Source organism: Streptomyces sp. P9-2B-2 (assembly GCF_030406865.1).
Lineage (GTDB): Bacteria > Actinomycetota > Actinomycetes > Streptomycetales > Streptomycetaceae > Streptomyces > Streptomyces platensis.
Window position 1 is genome coordinate 3,868,674 of record NZ_CP129126.1, and the last position, 25,468, is coordinate 3,894,141.

Annotated in this window: 22 protein-coding genes; 14 read left to right on the forward strand and 8 right to left on the reverse strand. The window is 72.5% G+C overall.

All coding sequences use genetic code 11. From position 1 onward, the window contains the following. The first annotated feature begins 110 nt into the window (after positions 1 to 110). Both QT196_RS16725 and mscL read left to right on the forward strand, forming a co-directional pair. Positions 111 to 944 (forward strand): S-methyl-5'-thioadenosine phosphorylase, encoded by an 834-nt coding sequence (locus QT196_RS16725; RefSeq protein WP_168479706.1) that lies wholly within the window; start codon positions 111 to 113, stop codon positions 942 to 944. A 712-nt stretch (positions 945 to 1,656) separates the two neighbouring features. Next, entirely contained in the window at positions 1,657 to 2,163 is a 507-nt protein-coding gene (mscL, locus tag QT196_RS16730; RefSeq protein ID WP_211117364.1) for a large conductance mechanosensitive channel protein MscL, read from the forward strand. 46 nt (positions 2,164 to 2,209) lie between these two features. Here the strand turns inward: mscL and QT196_RS16735 are convergent, their stop codons facing one another. Beyond that, positions 2,210 to 2,449, reverse strand: a complete 240-nt coding sequence (locus QT196_RS16735) for a hypothetical protein (protein ID WP_266738925.1) — start codon at positions 2,447 to 2,449, stop codon at positions 2,210 to 2,212. A gap of 90 nt (positions 2,450 to 2,539) precedes the next feature. Beyond that, a complete protein-coding gene (locus QT196_RS16740) occupies positions 2,540 to 3,109 on the reverse strand; it encodes a MepB family protein (RefSeq protein WP_168479712.1) in 570 nt (189 codons plus the stop codon). 802 nt (positions 3,110 to 3,911) lie between these two features. Here QT196_RS16740 and QT196_RS16745 point away from each other — a divergent pair. Then, positions 3,912 to 4,493, forward strand: a complete 582-nt coding sequence (locus QT196_RS16745; protein ID WP_168479716.1) for a DJ-1/PfpI family protein — start codon at positions 3,912 to 3,914, stop codon at positions 4,491 to 4,493. Between the two features lie 932 nt (positions 4,494 to 5,425). On the opposite strand, the gene QT196_RS16750 is transcribed toward QT196_RS16745, so the two are convergent. Then, positions 5,426 to 5,959, reverse strand: coding sequence for an AMP-binding protein (locus QT196_RS16750; RefSeq protein ID WP_245698603.1), 534 nt, complete (start codon positions 5,957 to 5,959; stop codon positions 5,426 to 5,428). Between the two features lie 284 nt (positions 5,960 to 6,243). Between QT196_RS16750 and QT196_RS16755 the strand changes: the two genes are divergently transcribed. Further along, positions 6,244 to 7,701 carry an MFS transporter gene (locus QT196_RS16755; protein ID WP_290355172.1) on the forward strand — a complete coding sequence of 486 codons (1,458 nt, stop codon included), beginning with the start codon at positions 6,244 to 6,246 and terminating at the stop codon, positions 7,699 to 7,701. Positions 7,702 to 7,828: 127 nt separating this feature from the next. Here QT196_RS16755 and QT196_RS16760 read toward each other — a convergent pair whose 3' ends face one another. Further along, a complete protein-coding gene (locus QT196_RS16760; RefSeq protein WP_290355173.1) occupies positions 7,829 to 9,355 on the reverse strand; it encodes an MBL fold metallo-hydrolase in 1,527 nt (508 codons plus the stop codon). A 261-nt stretch (positions 9,356 to 9,616) separates the two neighbouring features. Between QT196_RS16760 and QT196_RS16765 the strand changes: the two genes are divergently transcribed. The 3 genes from QT196_RS16765 to QT196_RS16775 all read left to right on the forward strand — a co-directional run bounded on the left by QT196_RS16765 (position 9,617) and on the right by QT196_RS16775 (position 12,685). Further along, on the forward strand, positions 9,617 to 10,417 hold the full coding sequence (locus tag QT196_RS16765) for a GntR family transcriptional regulator (RefSeq protein ID WP_290355174.1): 801 nt from the start codon (positions 9,617 to 9,619) through the stop codon (positions 10,415 to 10,417). Continuing rightward, entirely contained in the window at positions 10,402 to 11,397 is a 996-nt protein-coding gene (locus QT196_RS16770) for a TSUP family transporter (protein WP_168479720.1), read from the forward strand. Before QT196_RS16765 ends, QT196_RS16770 begins: the two co-directional genes overlap by 16 nt. A gap of 73 nt (positions 11,398 to 11,470) precedes the next feature. After that, positions 11,471 to 12,685 (forward strand): FAD/NAD(P)-binding oxidoreductase, encoded by a 1,215-nt coding sequence (locus QT196_RS16775; RefSeq protein ID WP_168479721.1) that lies wholly within the window; start codon positions 11,471 to 11,473, stop codon positions 12,683 to 12,685. Between the two features lie 73 nt (positions 12,686 to 12,758). Here QT196_RS16775 and QT196_RS16780 read toward each other — a convergent pair whose 3' ends face one another. Continuing rightward, positions 12,759 to 13,886 carry a MerR family transcriptional regulator gene (locus QT196_RS16780; RefSeq protein ID WP_266738928.1) on the reverse strand — a complete coding sequence of 376 codons (1,128 nt, stop codon included), beginning with the start codon at positions 13,884 to 13,886 and terminating at the stop codon, positions 12,759 to 12,761. A gap of 140 nt (positions 13,887 to 14,026) precedes the next feature. Beyond that, entirely contained in the window at positions 14,027 to 15,325 is a 1,299-nt protein-coding gene (locus tag QT196_RS16785; protein ID WP_266738929.1) for an amidohydrolase, read from the reverse strand. Between the two features lie 209 nt (positions 15,326 to 15,534). Between QT196_RS16785 and QT196_RS16790 the strand changes: the two genes are divergently transcribed. From QT196_RS16790 to QT196_RS16805, 4 genes are all read left to right on the forward strand, one after another. Continuing rightward, positions 15,535 to 16,566: a methyltransferase gene (locus QT196_RS16790; protein ID WP_266738930.1), complete on the forward strand. Its 1,032-nt coding sequence runs from the start codon at positions 15,535 to 15,537 to the stop codon at positions 16,564 to 16,566. Between the two features lie 105 nt (positions 16,567 to 16,671). Next, positions 16,672 to 17,829 (forward strand): low temperature requirement protein A, encoded by a 1,158-nt coding sequence (locus tag QT196_RS16795; RefSeq protein WP_168479727.1) that lies wholly within the window; start codon positions 16,672 to 16,674, stop codon positions 17,827 to 17,829. Between the two features lie 444 nt (positions 17,830 to 18,273). After that, positions 18,274 to 19,110 (forward strand): L,D-transpeptidase family protein, encoded by an 837-nt coding sequence (locus tag QT196_RS16800; RefSeq protein ID WP_266738931.1) that lies wholly within the window; start codon positions 18,274 to 18,276, stop codon positions 19,108 to 19,110. Further along, entirely contained in the window at positions 19,103 to 20,224 is a 1,122-nt protein-coding gene (locus tag QT196_RS16805; RefSeq protein ID WP_266738949.1) for a P1 family peptidase, read from the forward strand. The genes QT196_RS16800 and QT196_RS16805 overlap by 8 nt, the downstream gene beginning before the upstream one ends. A 56-nt stretch (positions 20,225 to 20,280) precedes the next feature. Here QT196_RS16805 and QT196_RS16810 read toward each other — a convergent pair whose 3' ends face one another. Continuing rightward, positions 20,281 to 20,997: a VIT family protein gene (locus QT196_RS16810; protein WP_168479731.1), complete on the reverse strand. Its 717-nt coding sequence runs from the start codon at positions 20,995 to 20,997 to the stop codon at positions 20,281 to 20,283. Positions 20,998 to 21,080: 83 nt separating this feature from the next. Between QT196_RS16810 and QT196_RS16815 the strand changes: the two genes are divergently transcribed. Next, a complete protein-coding gene (locus tag QT196_RS16815; RefSeq protein ID WP_248001179.1) occupies positions 21,081 to 21,704 on the forward strand; it encodes a YIP1 family protein in 624 nt (207 codons plus the stop codon). A gap of 192 nt (positions 21,705 to 21,896) precedes the next feature. Here QT196_RS16815 and QT196_RS16820 read toward each other — a convergent pair whose 3' ends face one another. Then, on the reverse strand, positions 21,897 to 22,262 hold the full coding sequence (locus QT196_RS16820) for a hypothetical protein (protein WP_168479733.1): 366 nt from the start codon (positions 22,260 to 22,262) through the stop codon (positions 21,897 to 21,899). A 329-nt stretch (positions 22,263 to 22,591) separates the two neighbouring features. Between QT196_RS16820 and QT196_RS16825 the strand changes: the two genes are divergently transcribed. Together QT196_RS16825 and QT196_RS16830 are read left to right on the forward strand one after the other, a co-directional pair. Continuing rightward, positions 22,592 to 23,932 carry a CoA transferase gene (locus QT196_RS16825; RefSeq protein ID WP_266738932.1) on the forward strand — a complete coding sequence of 447 codons (1,341 nt, stop codon included), beginning with the start codon at positions 22,592 to 22,594 and terminating at the stop codon, positions 23,930 to 23,932. Positions 23,933 to 24,014: 82 nt separating this feature from the next. Then, complete coding sequence (locus QT196_RS16830) at positions 24,015 to 25,361, forward strand: Ig-like domain-containing protein (protein ID WP_290355176.1); 1,347 nt, start codon at positions 24,015 to 24,017, stop codon at positions 25,359 to 25,361. The last annotated feature ends 107 nt before the right edge of the window (positions 25,362 to 25,468 follow it).

Consider the following 25,468-nt stretch of genomic DNA (forward strand, 5'->3'; position numbering starts at 1 on the left):
CCGTCGCCTTAGCGGGGTCCGTCGCCTTAGCGGGGTCCGTCGCCTTACGGGTTTCTTTCGTTCCCGCCACCCGCCTTCCCCCGCCGCCGCGCCCCGATAGTGTGATCGGCATGGCTGACGCGGAGATTGGCGTTATCGGCGGATCGGGTTTCTACTCCTTCCTCGACGACGTGACCGAGATCACGGTGGACACCCCGTACGGGCGCCCGAGCGATTCGCTGTTCCTGGGAGAGGTCGCCGGCCGCCAGGTCGCGTTCCTGCCCCGGCACGGCCGCGACCACCACCTCCCGCCGCACCGCATCAACTACCGCGCCAATCTGTGGGCCCTGCGCTCGCTCGGCGTACGCCAGGTCCTCGGCCCGTGCGCGGTCGGCGGACTGCGCCCCGAGTACGGCCCCGGCACGCTGCTGGTCCCCGACCAGCTCGTCGACCGCACCAAGGCCCGCACCCAGACCTACTTCGACGGCGAGCCGCTCCCCGACGGCAGCGTCCCCAACGTCGTCCATCTGACCTTCGCCGACCCGTACTGCCCCACGGGGCGACAGGCCGCCCTCTCGGCGGCCCGCGGCCGGGACTGGGAACCGGTCGACGGCGGCACCCTCGTCGTCATCGAGGGCCCCCGCTTCTCGACCCGCGCCGAATCGCGCTGGCACGCCGCACAGGGCTGGTCGGTGGTCGGCATGACCGGCCACCCCGAAGCCGTCCTGGCCCGCGAACTGAGCCTCTGCTACACCTCGTTGACCCTGGTCACCGACCTGGACGCGGGCACCGAGACCGGTGAGGGCGTCTCCCACGACGAGGTCTTCCGGGTCTTCGCCGAGAACGTCGGCCGGCTGCGCGAGGTCCTCTTCGACGCGGTCGCCGCACTGCCCGACAACTCCACCCGCGACTGCCTGTGCACCGGCGCCCACGCCGGCTGGGACCTGGGCATCGAGCTGCCGTAACGCCCCGGGACGCGCTCGGCCTCCCCCTCCCGGGTGGCCGAGTTGTCCACAGGAGCGGGGCCGTCCACAGCCCGGAGCGGGCGGGCGGAGTCTTCCGGCACGGTGGTGATCAGCGGTTCACCCGACCCCTCACCCCCTGGCGGTGCCCATGCTCCGGACCACGCCCGCTCCCGCTTCCCCGGCCCTCCCCGATCCCCTCTCCCCGCCGCTGCCCGCTCCCCCGCCGTGTGACGTGCCGCACTTCGCACCGGTCCGGGCGCGCGGCGGCAGACACCGGTGGGGACGGCCCGCGCGGCAGCGCTTACTGGCCGCCGGCCTGGCACTGACCGCCGCAGCACTGGCCGGCGGGGCGTCGTACGGTGCCGTACGAGACGCTCCGGCCCCCGGCTGCCCGTCGGCGGCGACCCCGGGCGGGCGGTGACCATGCTCCAAGATCAAGTGGCCTCCACGCCGACCCCACGCGAGACTGCTGCGCATGGCGGGGCACCCGCCGCGCGCCAATGGGGGCGCGCCCACCGCACCGGTACCGCGGTTTCCGTCCCTACGGCCCGCACGCTCGGACCCCTCCCCCGGAACCTCCGATTCCGTGCCGACGCACCGGCTGCCGGATGGTTCATGTCACACGACTGGACACCTCCGCCCTGCCCTGCCGTAAGTTGCGGTGCTGATTGTTGGTGCACCGTCCGTAGTGAGCATGGAAAGAGGCTGTCAGGTGAGCGAGAGCAAGGGCGTCCTTCAGGGATTCAAGGAATTCCTGATGCGCGGCAACGTCATCGAACTCGCGGTCGCGGTCGTCGTCGGTGCGGCCTTCACCAACATCGTCAACGCGGTGGTGAAGGGCATCATCAACCCCATCGTGGGTGCGCTCGGCTCGCAGAACCTCGATCACTACCAGGCCTGCCTGACCGCCACCTGCGCCAAGGACCCGAAGACGGGCGCCTTCACCGACGGGATCTACATCCTCTGGGGCTCGGTGCTCAGCGCCGCCCTGACGTTCGTGATCACCGCCGCGGTCGTCTACTTCCTCATGATCCTTCCGATCAACAAGTGGAAGGAGCGCCAGGCGGCCCGTCAGGCCCTGGAGGCGGCCCCCGCCGACCCCACCGAGATCGAGCTGCTCACCGAAATCCGCGATGCACTGCTCGCCCAGCGCACGGCCGCACCGTCCGCGCCCGTATCCACCTCGGGCACGATCGGCATCCAGAAGACCCGCGAGTAGCAGACGCCGCCCGCGGCCGTCGGCCCACGCCGCCCCCTCACCTCGCTCAGAGGTGGTGGGGCGGCTTCTCGTCGAGGAAACGGGCCAGGTCGGCCGCACTGTCGCCCCCGGCCGGGCGCTCGCCCCAGCCACGGTCGGTGTCGTCCGAGGACTGCTGGCTCAGCGGGTCGTCGAAGATCAGCTTGGCTGCGGGGCGAGGGGTCGCGGGGCGGACGGCAGCCGTCTGCTCGGCGTCGGAGCCCTCGTGGGGCGCGGGCGTCGGCTCGGGTTCGGGGGTGGGGCTCACGTGTCCAGGGTACGGGCGGGGCGGGCGCGGGGAGGGGTCGACTGAGGTCGGGCCAGGGGGCTTGGACCGGCTGGCGGCTTGGTGCTGGGGTCAGGGGTGATGGAGCGCCCGGGCGCGGGCCGCGTCGAGGGGCGCGTCCTCAGGGATCTGGAGGTAGTGGTTCACCTGCCACGCCTGGGTGGTGCGGGCCTGCCGATTGGTGGTCTCCACCCACGGCGGGTAGACGCGAAACGCCCGCTTTCCGCCGGAGCCGTTCCGGGAAACGATGCCGCGCTCACAGAGCACCTCGCGCGGAAAGACGAAGTGCCCGAAGTAATCGCCCTCGCGAGTGCTGATGACGAAAAGATCCACCGGATCCGCGGCGTCGAACGGCTGAATCGGCCCGCCAGGGGTCCGCTTCCACACCGTGACGAACTGACCGACCTTTGTCGGGGTGGTCTTGGCGACCCGGAACCGGACGGCGGAGCCGTCGAGAGTGAATTCATGTGCCGCGTACTCAGCGCTCTCCGCTTCGGGAACCGGCCGTGAGCAGGTGAATCCGCAGGGGTCGTAAACCCGCTTCTTCGCCGCGAGGAGCTCGGCATGCAGGGATTCCCCCTCCGGCCAGGGCTCGGGAACTACGGACCGGCACTCCGAGGATTCTTCGGGCATTGTCACCATTCCCCCATCGTGTCATTGCCGCCCGCCGGACATTCCGGCGGGACGGGGGCACCGGTGCCCACGGCGGACGGTGGGCCCGGCCGGGGCGCCCCATCAGTGCGGCTGCCAAAGTAGATCGACTACTCCCAGGTCCACACCAAGACCACGGGCATCACCGACACGGTCAACCAGGACCAGCCCTACACCATCTACTGGCTGGACAAGGTTCCGATGACCCAGACCCTGAAGGGGACTTGGTCGTACGAAGGGGACTTGGTCGTACGAAGGGGACTCCGTCAAGGCCATCCCGGCGCGCGAGTTCACGGATGTCGAGGCCGACGTGACGTACACCGCGTACCGGAAGCAGTCCCGCCCGATGACCGAAGAGGAGAAGACCACCCGCTGCGGCAACGCCAGCCCCTCCTGAGGCTGCCGGACACACAGCCCACCGTCCGCCTCTCCCCTCCCGAGGCGGGCGGCACGGGCTTCCGGCCCGGTGTGAACGGCGAGTTCTGCCACCGGTGACCGGGAGGCCGCACGTTCTCCGGCCGCCTCCCCGGCCGTCCATGTGAAAGTCCCAGGCCAGTGGCCTGGGACTTTCGCAATGGGGCGGGTGGACAGCGCGGCCGCCCGCCGTTCGCTGTTCGTCGGAGAGCGAGGACAAGTCGGGGCCGGACGGGAACCAAGGGAACTATTCGACCGACGCAGCGGACTTCTCGGGTGAGCCAGGCCGTCGGCCGCGACTGCCGGTCCTGGTTCGGTCGGGACCCTCGGAGCATCCGCGGCTTCCGCGGACGCCGCACCAGCCAAGGAGACACAGCAGATGCCGTTACGCGTACAGATCCTCATGTACGACGGGGTGGAGGAGCAGGACTTCATCGGGCCGCGTGACGTTCTCGGTCACGCCGAGCGTGCGGGCGGCCAGATACACACGACACTGGTGCGGCCATCGGCTCCTGGCAAGGTGACCTGCTTCTTCGGCACCGAAGTCACGGTGCCGGCCGCATGGGAGCCCACCGACGCCGATCTTCTGATCGTGCCGGGCGGCGGCGACCAGCTGATCCACGATCCGGATGTCCTGCGGAACCTCGTACGGGCGCAGCAGGCCGGAGTCACCGTCGCCGGTGTCTGCACAGGAGTCATGGTGCTGTCCGCGGCTGGCCTGACCAGCGGCCGCCCGTGCACGACACACCACCTCGCGAAGGCCGAGCTGGCCGCCCAGGGAGGCAAGGTGATCGACGCCCGAGTCGTCGACGACGGGAACCTGGTGACCGCGGGCGGTGTCACCAGCGGCATCGATCTGGCGCTCTGGATGATCACCCGCGAGTGCGGAGCCTCCCTCGCCACCGGCGTCGAGTCCGTCATGGAGTACGAGCAGCGCGGTGCCGTCTGGCGAAGCTCCTGATCGCCCTCGCAGGGGAGCGTCTGCGCTGAACTCGGCGTAGCGCAGCGGCAGTCCGCGGGCCACCACCGACGTGCGCAAGGGTTCGCCGGCCGGGCTCCGGCGTCGGCTGCACCGCGCGGCACCGTCCCGCGCATCGCACGCCCCGGGATCGAGCTGAGCGAACGCCCCCTGTCTCAGCGGCCCTTGTCGTGGGTGGGTATGGGGTGCGGGCGATGTCCGTCATGGGGCCGGGTCGGCGGTCCCTGTGACGCGCCGCTACGCCTGAGGGGCCACCTGCGATCGCTGCCGGGCAGGGGGTGGCGGGGGTGCGCGTACTCATGACGAGCCATGGGTCAGCGACCTTTCCGGTGGGGGCGGGGGTGGGGTGAGGGAAGAGGCCCGTGCCGGATGCTTGGGGCCGGCGCTTCACCCGTGCTCCAGGCTAGGCGCGGATGAGGCGAATGGCCCGTTTGGTGACCTGAGTGGGTGAGGGCGCGCTTCCCCCGAGCCCCGCACCCGCGCCGCGTCCGGAGCACCTGCCCTGCCCCACCGAGCCCCCGACCACCGCGTACCCAAGGCCCCAGGCTCCCCCCGCGCCACGCTCCCCAAGCGCCGCGCCCCCAAAGCCTGGGCCCCCGCCATGCCCCGAAACCACCGGGCCTCCCCCCGCGCCGCACTCCCCCGACGCGCCGCGCCCCCGCCACGCCCCAGCCCGCCAGATCCCCCGCCGGCTCTCCCCCAAGCGCCGTACTCCCCGAAAGGCCCCGCACCCCAGACCACACGCCCCCGAAGAGTTCCGCTGGGGCCCCCGCCCCCGTGAACCGACTCCCCCGAGAAGGTCACGCCCCCGCGAGCCCCTGTAAGGGCCTCGCCCGCTCCTGACGGCCCCCCTTGGCGTCAGGCCGCGTCTCGCGGAGAAAACAGGCCGCCGCCCGCTTGCCGCGATGGTGCGGTCAGTGGGCGGCGGACGGGACGCCCAGTGCCTCGTGCCACCACATGTCGCGGCCCGGCTTCCAGGAGACCGGGCGGGAGCAGCGGTTCACCACCAGGACGGTTCGGTCCATGGCGCCGTCCGCGGCCGCGCTGCGGGCCAGGGCGTGGTCGAGCAGGGGCTTCACCGGCCGTACGGCGCCGTCCCAGAACGCTGCGTCGGCCGTGATCAGTACCCGGGCCGAGGACTCACGGGTCCGCGCGACCAGTTCGGGCACCGTCAGGGAGACCGGCAGCGTGGCGCGTATCGCGTCCAGCCGCCCGCAGGCGAGCGTGGCGATCACCGACTCGGGCACCAGCGGCAGATGCACCGCGACCCGGTCACCGGCCCGTACGCCGAGCCGCCTGAGGACGGCGGCGGCGCGTTCGGCCTGGTCGAGGAGCATGCCGTGCGTCAGCTCCTCCTGGCGTCCGGGCTCCCCACTCCAGGTGAGGGCGATCCGCGACGCCTCCGGCTCTTGCACTTCCCGGGCGTCATCTGCATGCTCTGAAGTCACACGGCTCAACATGCGGTTCAGCATGGAGATCACCGATCAACGATCGCTGAACGTCCGTTGTACGGGGTCGACGCCACCCCTTCCCGCACCACGCGGCAGAGCGCTGCGGGCCCGGCCGCTTTCGGTCGCCGCACCGGCCGTCCCGGCTCATCTCTCCGGTTCCTGGCCGTGCGCGCAATCCGCTCCCGGGTTCCTGCCCCTTTCCGGTGCACTTCATCCCCCTCTCCCCTCCCATTTCTCGTTTTCCTCCGCCGGCGCGCGGCGGACCCGTGAGAGGCGGCCCTGTGCCCGTTTTGCCGAAACCCGAACCGCATTCCCACCTGGACGCGCGGGCCCGTTGGGCGCTGACTGCCGTCGCCCTCGGCGCGTTCTGTGTCCAACTGGACTCCTTCGCGCTGAATTCGGCGCTGCCGGTCGTCCGCGACGCGCTGCACGGTTCCGCGACGGCCACCCCCTGGGTCGTCAGCGGCTATCTCCTCGCCGCGGGGTCCCTGATGCCCCTCGCCGGTCGTCTCGGGGATCTGTACGGGCGGCGCCGGATGCTGACGGCCGGGCTGATGCTGTTCGGTGTCGCCGCTGCGCTGTGTGCGCTCGCGCCGTCGCTGCCGCTGCTGGTCGCGGCGCGGGTGGTGCAGGGTGCGGGCGGTGCGCTGATCATGCCCGTGGGGCTGGCCCTGCTGACGCACGCCTGTCCCCCGGGGCGCGGACGCCGGGCGATGGGGCAGGCGCTGGGGCTGGCCGGACTGGCCACCGTCTGCGGTCCGTTCATCGGCGGTGTGCTGGCCCGGTCCGTGTCGTGGCGGGCCGTCTTCTGGCTGACGGTGCCGCTGGTGGTGGTCGCCGCGATGGGTGCCCGACGGGCGGCGGAGTCCCGCGATCCGGATGCCGGGGCGTCCCTCGACATCGTCGGTGCGGTCGCCGCGACGGGCGTTCCGGCCTGCCTGGCCTGCTGGTTGGAGCATGTCGCGGCCTGGGGATGGGCGGTCGGCGCGGTGCTGCTGGGCGCGCTGTTCGTGGGGGCCGAGCGGCGTTCGCCCGCCCCGTTGGTGGACCTCGCCCTGTTCCGCAACCGCCCGTATGTGGCATTGACGGTGGCCGGTGCGATCGCCAACTCGGCGACCGTGGCGCTCTGGTACGTGGTCCCGTGGACGCTTCAGCAGGCCGCTGGGTGGTCGGTGCGGGACGCGGGGGTGGCCCTTGTCGTTCCGGCGGGCGCGCTGGCCGTCGGCGGCCCGCTGGCCGGGCGGGTGCGTCCGGCGGTGGCGGTGCCGGTGATGGCGGCCTGTCTCGCCGCCGCGGCGGTCGCGCTGGCGGCCACCGCCGCATCCCGTACGGGTATGCCCGCCCTGCTGGTGGCCTCGACGGTGGCCGCGGCCACGCTCGGGGTGGCAGGCGGGCTGGCGCTCACCGGCACGCAGGCGGTGGTGCGCCGCGCGCGGGCGGGCGAGGCGTCCGGGGTGACCAAGGCCGTGATGACGGCCACGGCGGGGGCCGGACTCGCCCTCACCGGCGCGGGGGCGGGCGGCGGCACCCGCCCGTCCCTGCTGCTGCCTGCCGCGGTCTGCCTGGCCACGGGCGCAGCGCTTGTGCTGGTGCTCGGGCTCGCCCTCACACTTGGGCGGGTGCGCGTACGTGCACGCGCCCGGGTGGCTGTAAGCGGCGGGGTCGGCGCGCGCGGGACAGGGGCGCGCCGGTCAGACGAGCGCCGGTCAAGCGAGCGCCCGTCGGGCCGACGCGGGTGAGGGTGTCGTACGGGACGGATGCCGTACGGGGCAATGCTGCGGACAGCGCCGTACGGCGGTGAGGCGGTAAGGCAGTGAGGCGGTAAGGCAGTAAGGCGCCGGTGAACGGGCGCACCGGCCCAGGCGCTTACTGCGTGCCCGCACCCACCGCGTCGTACCCACCGATGACGTCGCAGACTTCGGCGAACCCGCGCGCCTCCAGCAGTGCTGCCGCGATCACCGACCGGTTGCCGCTGCGGCAGTACAGGACCACCGGGCGGGACGGGTCCAGTTCGGCGATGCGGTGGGCCAGGCCGGCCAGGGGGAGGTTGCGGGCGCCGGGGAGAGCACCTGCCTCGTACTCGGCCGGGTTACGGACGTCGATCAGCTGGATGTCGGTGGTTACGGAGTCGGTGGTTACGGAGTCGGTGGGCAGCGAGCCCTTCGGTATGGAGCCCGACGGTGTGGGGTCGGCCGACGTCACGTCCGTCTGTGCGACGCCGCCCATCCGGCCCCCCTCGGCCTCCGCCACCCCCGCCAACCGGGCCTCTCCCAACCCCAGTTCCTCATGGCGGATGCGTCGGCTACTGCTGCTGAGCTCCGGCATGCGGTCCAGTACGGCGGTCGGGTCGGGGAGGTGGCCGAGGACGTGGTCGTAGCCGATGCGGGCGAGGCGGAGGCGGGCTTCCTGTTCGGTGCCGGGGTCGGCGAGCAGCACGATGGGGGTGCCCGGGGTGACCACGCTGCCGGCGTATTCGGCGAAGCGGGTGTCGAGGCTCGTGTGGAGTGAGCCGGTCAGGTGCGCGCGGGTGTAGGCGGCCAGTGGGCGGCAGTCGAGGAGGACGGCGCCCTGCCGGTCGCGGGCCGCGAGGGCCTCGTCCAGGGTGAGGGCGGGCGGCGGGCCGGGCTCCAGGAGGGGGTGGCCGTCGCGGTTGAGTGCCGCGTCGTGGGCGAAGTAGCCGGGGGTGGCGGGCTGTCCCGCGGTGACCAGGCGGATGAAGTCGTCCACCGGCATGGGCTGGAGGGCGTAGTTGTACCGGCGCTGGTCGCCGATGGTGGAGCTGGTTTCGCTGGAGAGGCTGCGGCCGCAGGCGGAGCCGGCGCCGTGTGCGGGAAAGACCCGGGTCGCGTCCGGGAGGGTGAGGAGTTTGGTGTGCAGGGAGCGGTGCAGACGGGCGGCCATGTCCTGCGGGGTGTGCCCGGCGGCGGAGAGCAGGTCGGGGCGGCCGACGTCGCCGACGAAGAGGGTGTCGCCCGTGAGCACGCCGAACGGCACGTCGTCATCGGGGTGTTCGCGCAGGACCAGACAGATGGATTCGAGGGTGTGGCCGGGGGTGGCGAGAACGGTGAGGGTGACCCCCTGGCCGTCGTCCGCGCCCAGTGAGATGCGCTCGCCGTCCCGTAACCGCCGTACGGGGAAGCCGGTTTCGGCGGCCTCACCGAAGGCGATGGTGGCGCCGGTGGCCCGCGCGAGTTCGAGGTGGCCGGAGAGGAAGTCGGCGTGAATGTGCGTCTCGATGACGAGTTCGATCCGCAGGCCGGCGGCTTCGGCGTCGTGCAGGTAGTCGTCGATGTCGCGGCGCGGGTCGACGAGGACGGCGCGTCCGGTGGTCTTGTCGCCGATCAGATACGACGCCTGGGAGAGGCAGTCGAGGTAGTACTGCGCGAAGTGCACGGTCGGCCTCCAGGGGTGCGCGGGGCCCGTGCGCGGCGGCCGGGGCCCGTTCGGGCAGGGTGCGTTGTGCGGATGCACGGATGTACGTACATTAGGTAGCCGGACGGCGGGCGACAAGCCGCGCAGGCCTGGACGCCCCGTCATCCCGTATGGAGCCGTCATCAATTGATCGGGCATCAACTGGCCGGTCGAGGCTTGCGAGCGGCGTCCAGCGCACCGGCATCACCCCGCACCCCCCGTACGCCCGCGGAGGAATCCACCATGACGACCGAGCCGCCGCACGGCGCGCACGGGCCGCGTCCCCTGGACCGGCGCTCGCCGCTGCCCCTGTGGGCGCAGCTCTCCGCCGATCTGCGCCGCCGGATGGAAGCCGGCGCGTTCCGGGCGGAGTTCCCGGCCGAGCACCGGCTCACCGGCCAGTACGAGGTCAGCCGGCACACCGTCCGGGAGGCGCTGCGCAAACTGCGCGCCGAGGGCCTGGTGATCGCCGAACGCGGCCGGGCCAGCCGGCTGGACACCCGTCGCATCCAGCAGCCGCTGGGCTCGCTCTACAGCCTCTTCCGTGAGCTGGAGGGCCAGGGGGTGGAGCAGCGCAGCGAGGTGCTGCGGCTGGAGCGGACCGTGGACGGGACGGTCGCCGGGCATCTGGGGCTGGTCCCGGAGGCGCCGCTGGTCGTACTGGAGCGGCTGCGGCTCGCGGACGGTGAGCCGCTCGCGCACGACACCGCGTATCTGCCCGCCGAGGTTGCCGAGCCGCTGCTGGAGGCCGACTTCGGGCACACCTCGCTCTACGGCGAGCTGACGCGGCGCTGCGAGGTGAAGGTCACCGGTGGCCAGGAGCGGATCCAGCCGTTCCTGCCGGACATCCGGCAGGCGTGGCTGCTGGGGCTGGCCGACCGGGAGGCGGCGTTCGCCATCGAGCGGCTCGGGCAGGCCGGGGAGCGGCCGGTGGAGTGGCGCGAGACGGTGGTGCGCGGCGACCGGTTCACGTTCGTCGCGGAGTGGTCCGGCGACAGCCGGGCCGTCGCCCTTGCGCCGCGGGCCTCGTGTCCGTCCTCGTAGCCCTGGCGGCGCTGCCGTGCGGGTTGCTGATCGGGCTGCTGCTGGGTGCGCTCGGCGGCGGCGGTTCGGTGCTGGCGGTACCGGCACTGGTCTATCTGCTGGGGCAGTCGCCGCACGAGGCGACCGCGGGGGCGCTGGTCGTCGTCACGGTCGGCGCGGTGACCGGGCTGCTGTGTCATGGCCGGGCCGGGCGGGTCCGGTGGGCGGCCGGTGCGGCGTTCGGCGCCCTGGGGACGGCGGGCAGCTACCTCGGCTCCCGGTGGAGCGCGACCATGGACCCCACGGTGTTGATGGCGGCGTTCTCGGGGCTGTTGCTCGTGGTGGCGGCGATGTTGGTGTTACGGGGGCGGGGCGAGCGGCGCACGGCGGCCGAGACCCGTCCCTTAGGGGAACCGAGGGAGGGCACGCCGTTACGGGACGCGCCGGAGGCTGTGCCCTTACGGGGGGCCGGGGAGAGGGATTCCTTGGCGGAGCCCGGGGAGAGGTTGTCCCCGCAAGAGCCCGCAGAGACGCTCCCCTCGCAGAAGCCCTCGGAGACCGCGCCCTTACGGGACACCGCCGTCCCGGCCCCCTCCAGCAAGACGAACGGCTTCGCCCGCCCCGCGCCCCCGCGGCCCGTCCGCTTCGCCGTGACCGCCTCCGCCGTCGGGCTGCTCACCGGGTTCTTCGGGGTCGGTGGCGGTTTCGTCGTCGTGCCGGCCCTCACTCTGGTGCTGGGGCTGGAGATGCCGGTCGCGATCGGCACCTCGCTTCTCGTCATCCTCATCAACTCCCTTACGGCGCTGGCCACCCGGGCCGGCACCGGGTCCCTGGACTGGCCGCTGCTGGCCGGCTTCGCGGCCTGTGCGGCGCTCGGCAGCCATCTCGGCAACCGCCTCACCACCCGGCTGCGCCCGCAGGTGCTGGCCACGGCCTTCGCCTGCCTGGTCACCGTCCTCGCCGTCATCATGGCGGCCACCGCACTGCCCCGTCTCTGGTAGCCACACGCCCCGTCCCTCGCCCCCGTCCCCCGTCACCGACCACCCGATTCCCACCACCTCCAGGAGGAAGCACATGGCCCCCGCACCCGCCGCCCCGTCCCATCACCAGGTCCTCATCGTCGGCGGCGGCACCGCAGGCATCACCGTCGCCGCCCGGTTACGCCGTGCCGGTGTGCGGGACATCGCGCTGCTGGAGCCGTCCGAGACGCACTGGTACCAGCCGTTGTGGACGCTGGTCGGCGGCGGTCAGGCGCCGCTGCGTGCCTCGCTGCGCACCGAGGCGGAGGTCATACCGCCGGGGGTGCGCTGGCTGCGGGAGCGTGCCACCGCCGTGGACCCGACCGCGCGGACGGTGACCACCGCCTCGGGCCGGGTCCTCTCCTACGGGCGGCTGGTGCTCGCGCCGGGTCTCCAGCTCGACTGGGACGGGGTGCCTGGTCTCGCCGAGGCCCTCGGCCACGGCGGGGTGAGCAGCAACTACCGGCCCGATCTCGCGCCGCTGACCTGGGATTTGATCCGCCGGATGCGGAGCGGCACGGCGGTGTTCACCATGCCGTCCGGGCCGGTGAAGTGCGGCGGCGCCCCGCAGAAGATCGCGTATCTGGCGGCGGATCACTGGCGTAAGCGGGGGGTGCTGGGGGCGATCCGCACGATTCTGGTGCTCCCGGAGCCCGCGATGTTCAAGGTGCCGGTGTTCTCCCGTGCGCTGACGGAGACGGCCCGGCGGTACGGCATCGAGGTGCGGCTGAGTTCGGAGATGACCCGCCTCGACGGTGCGGCGCGCGAGGCGGTGATCACCGATCACACCACCGGCAAGGCCGAGACCGTGCACTACGACCTGCTGCACGCCGTACCGCCGCAGCGCGCCCCCCAGTGGCTGGCGGACGGCCCGCTCGCCGACCCCGACTCCCCGTACGGGTACGTGAAGGCCGACCGGGAAACACTCCAGCACCCGGATTTCCCGAATGTGTTCGTGCTCGGCGATGTCGCCAATCTGCCGACGTCGAAGACGGGCGCCGCGATCCGCAAACAGGCTCCGGTCGCGGTCGCCAATCTCCTCGCCGGGCTGCGCGGCCGTCCCGCGACCGCCCGCTACGACGGCTACACCTCCTGTCCGCTGGTCACCGCCCGGCACAAGATGCTGCTCGCCGAGTTCGACTACGACCTTCAGCCCACCCCTTCGATCCCCTTCCTCGACACCACCCGGGAACGCACCGACATGTGGTTCCTCAAGCGCTACGGGCTGCCGCAGCTCTACTTCAAGGGCATGCTCAAGGGCCTGGCGTAACCACACCCCCCACCGGGCAGGGCTCATGCAAGGGGCGCACCTCCCCCCTAGGGGACCGCCCCCTACCCCCGCCCTAAGCCCCCGTCATCTCCGCCACCACACACGCCACGTTGTCCGGCGCCCCCGCCTCGCGGGCCAGCCGGATCAGTTCGCGTACGGCCTGGTCGGGGCCGTCGGCCGCGGTCAGCACCTGCTGGATGGTCCCGGCCGGCACCATCCCGGTCAGGCCGTCGGTGCACAGCAGATAGCGCTCCCCCGGCCGGGCCTCCAGGAGTTGCAGATCGGGGGCGAACTCGGTGGTCCCGTCGAGCGACCGCAGCAGCTGGGCGCGCTGCGGATGCGAGGCGGCTTCCTCGGGGGTGAGCCGGCCCTCGTCGATCAGCGACTGGACCAGGCTGTGGTCGTGGGTGATCTGGAGGAGGCCGGAGTCGCGCAGGACATAGGCGCGGGAGTCCCCGACGTGCAGCAGCGCCAGCTGGGTGCCGGAGCGGAGCAGCGCGGTGAGGGTGCAGCCGGTCGTTCCCTCCGCCGCCGGGGCCGCGCGATGGTCGCCGCCGGCTCGGTGGGCGCGATGGGCTCGGTGGGCTCGGTGGGCCGCCTCTTCCAGGGCGCCCAGCAGGTCCGCCGAGGTCAGGTCCTGGTCCTCCAGGCCCTTGAGTGCGTCGATGGCGGCCTTCGCGGCCTGGCCGCCGTCCGGGCCGTAGCCGTCGGCCACGGCCAGCAGCCGTGGTCCGGCGTACGCGGCGTCCTGGTGCGCCGGGCGCACCAGCCCCTGGTCGGTCAGGGCGGCGCAGCGCATCGTCAGGGGAGTGTGTGGTGTGGTCATGGCGGTGTTCTTCCTCTCCAACTGGTCGACGAGGAAGGCGGCGAGGTCCCGGCGGGCCGCGGTGTCGGCCTCGACCTGCGCCCAGTACGCGGCGACCGCCACGGCCGCCGCGTCCGGTGCCAGCTCGCACACCTCGCGTATACGGGCCAGCGGCATACCGAGCCGGCGCAGCCAGGCCACCAGCCGGGCCCGCTCCAACTGGGCGGGGGCGTAGTGGCGGTAGCCGCTGTGCGGGTCGACATGGGCCGGGGGCAGCAGGCCGAGCTCGTCGTAAAGGCGCAGCGCCTTCGGCGAGAGCCGGGAGGCCCGTGCGAACGCCCCGATGGTCAGCAGCTCAGCGTCGTCGTACGGCGCCGTGCGCCCGTCTCCGTCCACCCGTCCGTCCTCCTCGTACCGGGCACTTCGCCCGGCACGCCCGATGCTGGGGCTTGCCCCAAGGGCAAGGTCAAACACGGCCAACGCCCCGCCCGAACCGACCCGGCCCCCCACTCACACCCGCCGCAGCACCGCCCCCGTCACCCCTTCCCCCCGCCCCCCAACCGACTGAGCGCCGCCGCCGTCAACGCCTCCACGCCCATGCCGAGCGTCGGCTGCACCACGGGAACGAAGTGCGGCGAATGGTTCGACGGGATGTCCTGGGCGAGCCGCCCGGCCGCCATTGCTGTCCGGAACTGCTCCGGGTCCCAGCCGCCCAGCCACCAGTAGTAGAGCGGGGCCCCGGCGGCGGTCGCCAGCAGGCCGGCGTCCTCGCTGCCGGTGGCCGCTTCGTAGGCGAACAGGCGCTGTGCGCCGAAGAGTTCGGTGAACTGCTCGTTGACCTCCCGCAGGGTCGTGGCGTCGTTGACGGTGACGGGGAAGGAGTCCAGGAGCTCGGTGTCGGGTGCGCGGTCGGCACCGGAGGCGGCGGCCTCGGCGCGCGCGATGCGGTCGATGGCGGCGAGCACGGCGGTGCGGACCGTTTCATCGAAGGTGCGGACGCTGAGCCGTACGACGGCGCGGTCGGGGATCACATTGGCGGAGTCCCCGGCGTGGAAGGAGCCGACCGTGACCACCGCCTGGTCCTTCGGGGCGACTTCGCGGGCCACTACGGACTGCACCCGCTGGACGAAGGACGCCGCCATCAGGATCGGGTCGGTGGTGGTCTCGGGGCGTGAGCCATGGCCGCCGGTGCCGTGGAAGGTGATCTCCAGGCTGTCGGCGGCCGCCATGCAGGGGCCGGGACAGTAGGCGATCAGTCCGGCGCCGAGCGGGGCGACATGCTGGGCCAGCACGACATCGGGGGTGGGGACCAGACCGTCGCTGTAGAGGCCGGCGTCGAGCATGGCGCGGGCGCCGCTGCCGACCTCCTCGGCGGGCTGGAAGAGCGCGATCAGGGTGCCGGACCAGTGGTCCCGGCCCGCCGCGAGCAGGTCGGCGGCGCCCAGCAGGCAGGTCACATGGACGTCGTGCCCACAGGCGTGCATCCGGCCGGGGACCGTGGAGGCGTAGTCCAGGCCGGAGTTCTCGGTGACGGGCAGCGCGTCCATGTCGGCGCGCAGCAGGACCACGGGCCCGGGGCCGTTGCGCAGTACGCCGACGACGCCGGTTTCGGCGATGCCGGTGGTGACGTCATAGCCGCAGGCGGTCAGCCGGCGGGCGGCCTCGGCGGCCGTACGGGTCTCCTGGAAGCCGAGTTCGGGATGACGGTGCAGGTCTTTGTAGAGGGCCACGAGGTCCGCGAGACGGTCGTCGAGCGGGGCCAGGACGGCAGCGGGGGCGGAGCTGCCGCGGGGGTCGGCGTTAGCGGTCGTACCTGTCGTATCGCTGTCGCTCATACATGCATTCGACCATGAAACCGCCCGCCGGCACCGGGCGATGGCCCCGGCATTCCCCGGAGCCCGCCCCTAAGGGCACCGGACCCGCCCTGGCCGGACTTCGCGGTTGCCGTTGCCTCCGTTCGTGACACCGGAGCCCGGGGCTGCAACGGTGGATCACCGCCTGCGACCGGGATCAGCGAGACCGAGCCGATGACTGGAGGCTGACGTTGGCCACTTCCCCCGACCGACCGACCGGCGAGCCCCGCGACCTCATGGCTCCTCTGATGGACCTGGCGCTGAGCCATCTCTTCTCCGCCGCCCTGCGCACGGCGGCGCACCACCGCCTCGCCGACCATCTCGCCGGGGGGCCGCGCACCGCCGAGCAGCTGGCCGCGACGACCGGCACCCATGCCCCGCATCTGCGCCGCGTACTGCGCTACCTCGCCACCCGCGGCATCTTCCGGGAGGACGCCGCGGGCGCCTACCATCTGACGCCCGCCGCCCAGCCGCTGCGTACGGATGTCCCCGACTCGCTGCACGCCGCCGTGCTGATGACGACCGACGAGCTGTTCCTGCGCGCGTCGGCCGCCATGCCGGAGGCCGTGGAGCACGGCGGCGCGTCCTTCGAGCGGATCTTCGGGGCGCCGCTCTTCGCGCATCTGATGTCGGATCCGGCCGACCGCCGGCTCTTCGACGACGGGATGTCATCGCTGTCCGCCCCGGTGGACGAGGCGGTGGCCGCCGCCTACCCCTTCCCCGCGACCGGCACGGTCGTGGACATCGGCGGCGGCCGCGGCGGTCTGCTGCGCGCCGCGCTGAGCCGCTACCCGCAGCTGACCGGCGTGCTCTTCGACCAGGCGCCGCCGCTGTCCCACCATCTCCTGGACGGCGACGAGTTGAAGGGCCGCTGGCGCACCCAGGAGGGCGACTTCTTCGCGTCCGTACCGGAGGGCGGTGACCTCTACGTCCTCAAGCACGTGCTGCACAACTGGGCGGACGAACCCTGCCGGCGCATCCTGCGCAGCTGCCACCGGGCGATGACGGCCGGCAGCCGGCTGCTGGTCATCGAATCCGTGCTGCCGCCGGGCAACGCCCCGCACTTCGGCAAGACCATGGACGTCGCGATGATGGCGCTGCTCGACGGGCGGGAGCGCACCGCGCAGGAGTTCGCGACGCTGCTGTCGGCCGGCGGATTCCGGCTGACGCGGGTGCTGCCGACCTCGGCCTTTCCCTCGATCGTGGAGGCGGTCGCCGAGTAGCCGCCGGCCCCGGGACGACACGCCGCGCCCCGCTCCCCTCGTCGGCGGTACCGCCGGCCCGCGCTCTACTGAGGGCGGCCTCATCGGCCGACGAGAGGAGCTGACGTGCCGGTCCTCATGCAGGCGCGCCGCCGCGACGAGCGGCACCGCGCCGCCACGCCGCTGGAGCTCTTCTTCGACCTGTGCTTCGTGGTGGCGGTCGCCCAGGCCGGCCGCCAGCTGGCGCACGGGCTCGCCGAGGGGCATCCGGGGCACGGCATCTCCGGCTATCTGATGCTCTTCTTCGCCGTCTGGTGGGCCTGGATGAACTTCAGCTGGTTCGCCTCGGCGTACGACACCGATGACGTGCTCTATCGCGTGGTGACGCTCGTCCAGATGGCGGGGGTGCTGATCCTGGCCGCGGGCGTGCCGCGGGCCTTCGCGCACAGCGACTTCACCGTCATCTGGTTCGGGTACCTGGTGATGCGGCTGGCGATGGTCACCCAGTGGCTGCGGGCCGCCCACGGCAGCCAGGGAGCCGGGCGGCGTACCGCGCTGCGCTACGCCCTGGGGGTGACGGTGTGCCAGATCGGCTGGCTGGGTCTGCTGGTGCTGCCCGAGCACGACATCCCCTGGGTGTTCGTGGTCGTGGGCCTCCTGGAGCTGGCGGTCCCCGCGCTGGCCGAACGGGAGCGGCAGACGACCTGGCATCCGCATCACATCGCCGAGCGCTACGGCCTGTTCACCATCATCGTGCTGGGCGAGACGATCGCGGCCGCCACTTTGGCCGTGCAGGCGGCGCTGGACAGGAACGACGCGCTCGACACGCTGCTGCCGATCGCGGGCGGCGGGCTGCTGCTGGTCTTCGCCGCGTACTGGATCTATTTCGCGGTGCCCATCCACCTGCACCTCCGCTCGAACCGTCAGGCGTTCCTGTGGGGCTATGGGCACTACCTGGTGTTCGGCTCGGTGGCCGCGGTCGGCGCGGGCATCGAGGTCGCGGTGGCGGAGTCGTTCGGCCGGGCGCAGCTGTCGGCGTTCGCGGCGGCCGCCTGTGTCACGGTGCCGGCGGCGCTGTTCCTGCTCACGGTGTGGCTGATCCACTCACGGCACCAGAAGCGCGGCCCGGCCCAGCAGCTGGTGCTGCCGGTGTCGGCGCTGCTGGTCCTGGCGTGCACCTTCGCCGGGCACGGGGCGGTCCTGGCGACCGGGCTGGTGGCCTCCGCCACCGTGGCGGTCGGCGCCACCCTCGCCTCCCGTCAGGGCACCGCCCTGGTGGAGTGAACGGCCCGGCGTCACCCATCTCGACGATCCCCCCGGCACCGATCTCGCCGAAGGTGCGGCCGCCCGCCCCCGCGAGCCTCCGGAGCCGCCGTTGTCCTCCCCCGCCGACGGACCTGACGCCCCGTCCAGCCCCGTGCCCACCCCGTTCCGACCCTGATCCCGCATCAGATTCGGCCATCTTCACCTTCCGCCGGCCGAGGGCCCCGTCATCAGCACGGGCGCGGCCCCCAACCCACCCCATTGCCCGTCAATTACCTACCAATGGACCCCACTTCCCGCCACTTCGGGCTCTTGTTCCCCACTGTTCACACAGGCCAGCGGAGGCGCAGGGACGCGGAAGCGGTAGGGTGCAGATTGCCCTTTTTATGACAGGGGGTGTCCTTGTGGGAGACCCGCAGGAAGCCCCGGGACCGACCGCCGTCCGTACCTGAGGAGACGCCAGCCATGGCCCGCCATGCTCAGTCCCGCGCCCCGCGGACAAGACTGTCCCGGCGCAGCAAGGCCGTGAGCGGTCTCGCCCTCTCCACCCTGGTCGGCACCGCCCTGTGGGCGTGGCCGGCCTCGGGCGACGACCACAACAGCGGGACCGACGCCAAGAGCACCATGTCGACGACGGCTTCCGGCCCGGACACGCCACGTACGCCCGTGTCCGCGCCGAAAACCGCCCCGAACGCCGCACCGAACGCCCCGGCCGGACGGCCGATCCCGGGCCTCAGTGACGCGGCCAGGAAGCGCATACCGGCCGACTCCCGCCAGGTACTGGTCGTCACGGGCAAGGACATGGACTCCTTCCAGTCCCGCGTCGTCCTCTACACCCGCGAGGAGGGCTCGGACGCCTGGGAGCCGGGCCCCACCTGGTCCGCGCACAACGCCGCCCGCGGCTGGACCGCCGACCACCGCTACGGCGATCTGCGCTCGCCCATCGGGGTCTACCCCCTCACCGACGCGGGCGGCCTGCTGGCCCCGCCCGGGGGCACCAAACTCCCCTACGACCGCAACGGCAGCTTCGTCGCCGACGGCACCGGCGTCGAGGGCGAGCCGCTGGCCGGCGCCTTCGACTACGTCATCGCCATCAACTACAACCGCGCATCGGGGACCTCCCCCCTGGACCAGCAGCGCCCGTGGGGCGCCGCCAAGGGCGGCGGCGTCTGGCTGCACGTCGACCACGACGGCCCCACCCAGGGCTGCATCAGCCTCAAGCCGAAGGTGATGCGGGAACTGCTGCGCACCCTCGACCCCGACCTGCACCCGGTCATCGTGATGGGACCGGCCGATTACTGAGCAGCCGACCGGCCGGCCGCACCCCACGGGGCCGCAGGACGCCCTCACCGACGTCCTCGGCCTCCGGGTCGGCCACGCCCAGCGCATCGGCGACGGCTACCTGACCGGCACCACCGTCGTCCTGGCCCCCGAGGGCGGCGCCGTCGCTGCCGTCGACGTACGCGGTGGCGGCCCCGGCACCCGGGAGACCGACGCGCTGGACCCGCGCAACCTCGTCCAGCGCGTCGAGGCACTGGTGCTGACCGGCGGCAGCGCCTTCGGTCTTGACGCCGCGTCCGGTGTCGCCGCCTGGCTGGAGGACCAGGGCCGGGGCTTCCGCGTCGGCCCGGACCCCGCCCAGGTCGTCCCCGTCGTCCCGGCCGCGGCCCTCTTCGACCTGGGCCGCGGCGGCAACTGGCGGGCCCGCCCCGACGCCGCCCTGGGCCGGGAGGCGGCCGCCGCCGCGGCGGCCACCGAGCCCGGCGCCCCCGTCGCCCGGGGCAACACGGGCGCCGGCACGGGCGCGGTAGCAGGCGGCCTCAAGGGCGGCACCGGCACCGCGAGCGCCGTCCTCCCCTCGGGCGCCACCGTCGCCGCCCTGGCCGCCGTCAACGCCGCGGGCTCCGTCACCGACCCGCGCACCGGCGCCCTCTACGGCCATCTGTACGAGGACCCCACCGCCCTGCCGCCCCCCGAGGTCCACGCCGCCGCCCTGCGCCGCCTGGCCGAGGCCCGGGAAACCTCCCTGACACGTTCGGCGGCGTCCGTCGGCCCCCCGCTCAACACCACCCTCGCCGTGGTCGCCACCGACGCCACCCTCACCCGCGCCCAGGCCCACAAACTCGCCGGCACCGCCCACGACGGCCTGGCCCGCGCCCTCCGCCCCGTCCATCTCCTCTCCGACGGCGACACGGTCTTCGCCCTGTCCACCGCCACCCGCCCCCTCACCCCCGAAGCCCCCCTCACCGACCCCGCCTTCGGTATCCACACCGAAGCCGGCGCCCTGAACGAGATCCTCGCCGCCGGCGCAGACGTCCTGACCCGCGCCGTGATCAACGCCGCCCTGGCAGCAGAAACGGTGCGCGGTCCCGGCGGCATCTTCCCGTCCTACCGCGACCTGTACGGAACGGCCTGACGGCGAAACAGGCACCCCCACGCCCGCACGCCCGCTCGCCCGCTCGCCCAAAATCCTCAAACCCCCACCGCCCCCAACACCGACCCCGCCGCGTACGTCACCCCCATGGCCACCACCCCACCCCCCACATTCCGCAACACCGCCCGCCCCACCGGCGCAAACCCCATCCGCGCACTGCTCCACCCGCACAACCCCAGCGCCGCAACCACGGCAACCACCGTGATCCACAACCGATACGCGGTCGGCGGCAGCACAATCGCCAGCAACGGCAGCAACGCCCCCACCGTGAAGGCGAGAAAGCTCGCCCCCGCCGCGTGCCACGGATTGGTGAGTTCGTCGGGGTCGATGCCCAACTCCACCTCGGCATGGGCCCGCAGCGCATCGTGCTCGGTGAGCTGCTCGGCCACCTCCCGGGCGAGCTGAGCGTCCAGCCCCTTGCCCTCCAACATCTGCGTCAGCTCGATGAGTTCCGCCTGCGGCTCGGTCGCCAGCTCCCGCTTCTCCTGCGCCAGCGCGGCCTTCTCCGAATCGCGCTGAGTGGAGACCGACACATACTCACCGGCCGCCATCGACAGGGAACCGGCCAGCAGCCCCGCCAGCCCCGCCGTCAGCAACGCGCCCCGTTCGTCGGTGGCTCCGGCGACCCCGACGACGAGTCCGGCGGTGGAGACGATGCCGTCGTTGGCCCCGAGTACCGCCGCCCGCAGCCAGTTGAGCCGGCTGCCGAGTCCGCCGCCGTGCGCCTCGTCGTGGTCCGGTGTCTGCAAGGTCATCGGCCGAGCGTCTCACCCGTACCGGCCGTGCCCCGCTCGACGCCCCCGCGCCACCCCGGAATGGCCGGTGATAGAAACGGCTTATGTCCGCACCGCCCCCCTCACCGCCTCCCCCGCCGCCACCGCCCACGCTCGTCCAGTCGGCCCCCCGCAAGCCGGCGCCCCGTCGCCGACTGTGGTGGCACCGGCTGATATTCGGGCTCTGGTACCGCCCGGTGGAGGTGCTGGACGAGGCGCGGGACCGCAGCGCCTGGGGTGCGGCGGTGCTGCTGTCGCTGATCAGCGGCGCCATCGGGGTGCTGTCGGTGGACGCGTTCCACACCCAGTGGGCCGTCGACCACACCGCGGGTCTCCAGCTCATCGGGCTGGCCGAGGCGGGGGTGCTGGCCGCCAGCTTCGTGCTGGGCGCGGTTGCCCATGCGATCGCCCGCACGCTGGGCGGCATAGGCCGCTTCGCGCCGACCGCGAGCCTGTTCATCGTGCTCTTCTGGGTGACGGATCTGCCGCGGCTGGCGATCGCCGCCTGGCTGCCGACCGACGCCACCTTCGTCCAGGCCGCGACCTGGACGACGTGGGGCTTCGGCTATGTCCTCGCGATATTGCTCATACGGGGCCAGCACCATCTGTCGACGTGGAAGTCGGCGGCCGCGGTCTCCGTACAGATGCTGGCCGCCCTGGCCCTGCTGCGGCTGGGCCCGATCCGCTGAACCCGGGGCCGGCCCACGCGGCCGGTCCCTCCACCCGGCCCCCCACGGCGGGCGCAAGAACTACGACCGGCTCGCAGACGACCAGCTCGAAGACGACCGGCTCAACTACAGCCGTCGCGACCACGACCGGGCGCCACTACAGCCGACGCCACCACGACTTGGCGCCACTACAGCCGACGCCCTACAACCGGCTCAACTACGGCTGCTGAGCTGCCGTACGAGCCCCTCGAAAGCCGCCCGCTCGGCGGCACTCAGCTCCACGCACTCCGACGGCGGCCCGCCCGGCCCGGTCTGCCGCGGTACCGATCCGAGCAGCTCCGGCTGTGCGGGCAGCCCCACCCCGGGCAGTTCCTCCGGCCCGGGTGCGGCGAACGAGCCACCTGGTGCGAAGCGTCCCCGCGACGCGTACCGTGCCCGCATCTCCCGCTGGTCCCGCCGCAGGGCGGCCTCGTACCGGCCCCGTCGCAGCAGTCTGGTGATCCCGATGGCCCAGATGACGCCCACGGCGACAAAGACGCCGAGGCCGATCTGCTGGAGAATCGAAGCGGAGGGAAGCATGTGGTCCTCCCGGAGGGGTGAGGCGCTGGGGGCCAGGACTTGTCGGTGGACGCCGCGGACTGATCCGGGCCGATCCGAAAGAAACAGCCCGGAGGCCAGTAGACACCACGCTTCGGGACTTCCGACAGGAGATCTTGGGCCGTACGTCCCGAAGTGACACATCTCCTATGACATATCGCCACATTCCCGGCACGACCCATGAAGGCGCCACCCCATGAGGCCGCCCCGGCAGGGTTGCCCCTGCCCCGTTGGACACCCCGGAAGCTTCCGCCCGGCGAAGATCGTCCCGGACGATGACGTCACCCGTCCGCGACGTGAGGAGTACGCACGTGCCGCAGCCGCACCGGCCACAGCCCCGGCCGCCCGCCGACGCCGCCCCCGGGCCTGCCGACGCCACCCGGCCCGGTGCACCGCCCGCCCGCGCCCTGGACGGCATCCTCGTCGCAGACTTCAGCCGGGTGCTGGCCGGACCGCTGGCCGCCGCGACACTCGCCGACCTCGGCGCCGAGGTGATCAAGGTGGAGCGGCCGGGCATCGGTGACGACACCCGCGCCTGGGGCCCGCCGTTCGGCGCGGACCCCCCGTTCGCCGCAGACCTCCCGTCCGGTGCGGACTCCCCCTCCGGTGTGGAACCGTCCTCGCGCGAGGGCGGCGCACCGCGGCGCGGAACGGCCGCGTACTTCGACGCCGCGAACCGCTCCAAGCGCGGCCTGGCACTGGATCTCGGCGACCCGGACGACGCGGCCGCGGCCCGCGAGTTGGCGCGCCGGGCCGACGTACTGATCGAGAACTTCCGCCCCGGCTCGCTCGCCCGCTACGGCCTGGACCACACCGCCACCCGCGCCGCCAACCCGGGCCTGGTGCACTGCACGATCACCGGCTTCGGCTCCGGCGAGGGCGCTCAGCTGCCCGGCTACGACTTCGTCGTGCAGGCTGTCGGCGGGCTGATGAGCATCACCGGCGAGCCCGGCGGCACCCCGCTGAAGGCAGGCGTCGCGCTGGTGGACGTGCTGACCGCGAAGGACGCCACCACGGGCATCCTGGCGGCACTGCGCCACCGCGATCGCACCGGTCAGGGCCAGCTGGTCGAGGTCAATCTGCTCTCGTCGCTGCTGGGCTCGCTGGTCAATCAGGCGTCCGGCCATCTGGCCACCGGCCGCGATCCGGGCCCGATGGGCAATCGCCATCCGAGCATCGCCCCGTACGAGACGCTGGCCTGCCATGACGGGCAGCTGCTGGCGGTGGCGGTGGGCAATGACCGTCAGTTCCGGGAGCTGGCGCGGGCGCTGGGCGCCCCGGAACTCGCCGAGGATCTCCGGTTCGCCCGCAACGAGGACCGGGTGCAAAACCGCACAAATCTCATCAAAGCGCTGGAAGGGCGGCTGGCCTCCGACACTCCGCACGGCTGGACCGAGCGGCTGACCGCCGTGTCCGTGCCGTGCGGTCCGGTCAACACCGTCTCCGAGGCCCTGGAGTTGGCGGCGCGCCTCGGTCTCGATCCGGTGACGCCGGTCGGCGAGGGGCGCGTCCCCCAAGTCACCAGCCCACTCCGCCTTTCGGGGACGCCGGTGGCCCAACCCTTCGCTCCACCCCGCCTGGACGAACACGGCACGGCACTGCGAACCTGGCTGTCGGGGCCGTCCGACGACCCCTTGCCGCCGCGCATGTGACCTTCATCACAAGAGAGCCGTACCCGCAACCAAATCCGCCCGCTCGTGCTGTTTAGCAGCACGGAAACACAACACCCCTGTTATGGAGCAGCTCGTGACAACGCCGGACATCCCCGCGCCCGCTCGGTCCCGCACCCCCCACCAGCTGCTCCCGTCTGCCGAGCAGCCGGCGCCGGGCGCGCCGCGCCGTAACCGGCGGATGCGCCGCACGCTCGCCGTGACGGCCCTGTTCGCCGCCGGCGCGCTGACCCTGTCCGCCTGTGGCGGGGACGCCTCGGCCGGTGGCAACAACGACGGCAAGAACGGCCAGGCCGGCGCGGACGCCGCGGCCGCCAAGAACGCCTCCGACGTCAAGATCAAGGTCTCGTCGGACGACGGCGCCACCAACGCCAGCATCAACGACACCGGCGTGAAGGCCACCGGCGGCAAGCTGACCGAGGTGAAGCTCACCGAAGCCGAATCCGGCAAGGACGTCGCCGGTGCCATATCGTCCGACGGCACGTCCTGGAAGCCCGGCGTCCAGCTGGAGCGCGGCACCAAGTACAAGATCGTGGTGAAGGCCAAGGACGCCAAGGGCCGCGCCGCCACCGAGAACGCCACCTTCACGACGGTCTCCCAGGCCAACAGCTTCATCGGCAGCTACACCCCCGACGACGGCAAGACCGTCGGCGTCGGCATGCCGGTGTCCTTCAACTTCGACAAGGCGATCACCAACAAGAAGGACGTCCAGTCCCACATCACGGTGACCTCCAGCAGCGGCCAGAAGGTCGTCGGCCACTGGTTCGGCGCCCAGCGCCTGGACTTCCGTCCCGAGGACTACTGGCAGGCCAACTCCAAGGTCACCATGAAGATCGACCTGGAGGGGGTGAAGGGCGGCCAGGGCATCACCGGTGTGCAGTCCAAGACGGTGTCCTTCACCATCGGGCGCTCGCAGGTCTCCACGGTCGACATGAACACCCAGCACATGACGGTCAAGCGGGACGGCAAGACCCTCAAGAACGTCGCGATCTCCGGCGGCAGCCCCGAGAACCCGACCTACAACGGCCAGATGGTGATCTCGGAGAAGTTCGAGCAGACCCGCATGGACGGCTCCACGGTCGGCTTCAAGAACAAGGACGGCAAGGGCGAGTACGACATCCCTGACGTCCCGCACGCCATGCGGCTCTCGGCCTCCGGCACCTTCCTCCACGGCAACTACTGGGGCTCCCCGTCCATCTTCGGCCAGGCCGGCACCAGCCACGGCTGCGTCGGCCTACAGGACAACAAGGGCGGCGGGGGCAACACCGACGGCAAGTGGTTCTTCAACGAGTCGCTGATCGGCGATGTCGTCATCGTGAAGAACTCGAAGGACGAGACCGTCAAGCCGGACAACGGCCTCAACGGCTGGAACATGTCCTGGTCCGAGTGGCAGCAGGGCAGCGCGGTCTGACGGACGGCGCACCCGCGGAGCACAGCTGAAGGCGGTGGCCGGTCCCTGGTAGGGGGCCGGCCACCGCCTTGTCCGTACAGGACCGCTCCCCGCCCAGGCGAGGGGAC